General features: G+C 45.1%; 1 protein-coding gene. It reads right to left on the bottom strand.

Annotated elements, in window-relative coordinates; translation table 11 throughout:
- A partial coding sequence (locus tag PL85_RS18680) for an IS5 family transposase (protein WP_215809374.1) occupies window positions 1–458 on the bottom strand: 458 nt, incomplete at its 3' end.
- Window positions 459–572: the final 114 nt, after the last annotated feature.

Here is a 572-nt window from a genome sequence, read left to right as displayed (position 1 = left end):
CGTAATAGATACAATTTACGCCAGTCTCTGCGCTTCCCATCAGTACCATGCTTCTTGACCTTCCATTCACCCTCGCCATAAACCTTGAGGCCAGTGGCATCAATTGCCAGGTGTTGTATTGCTCCTCTGGTTTTGGTTTTAAATGAAACCTCAACTTCCTTAGCTCGGCGGCTTATACAGGTGTAGTGCGGGCAAACAAGCGGGATGTTAGCCAGCTTAAATACAGAGTCTAGAAAACCTTGTAGCGCTCTCCACGGCATAGAGAAAACGCGTTTTACCATCAGTGCTGTAGTAATGGCTAAGTCGCTGAATCGACGAGGTCTACCACGCTTGCCTTGTTTGTTTTGTTTCCACTCAGCTATCGTTTCCTCATCAATCCAAAAGGTCAGAGAACCACGGTTGATTAAGTCTTTGTTGTACTGTTTCCAGTTAGTTGTTTTGTAACGAGGTTTAGGCATGAGGCTACGACGATTGATGGGTGTAGCCGATCAGATCGTAGCTTCTAGATTTAGTTCCATCGATTTAAGCAACAAAGCCGATATCGGAATCAGCCAATATCAGTGGCTTTGTTA

Origin of the sequence: Vibrio anguillarum, assembly GCF_001989995.2 — a bacterium.
GTDB classification, from domain to species: domain Bacteria; phylum Pseudomonadota; class Gammaproteobacteria; order Enterobacterales; family Vibrionaceae; genus Vibrio; species Vibrio anguillarum.
The sequence above is the reverse complement of the archived record's forward strand: the minus strand, read 5'-3'. Positions and strand labels throughout refer to the sequence as shown.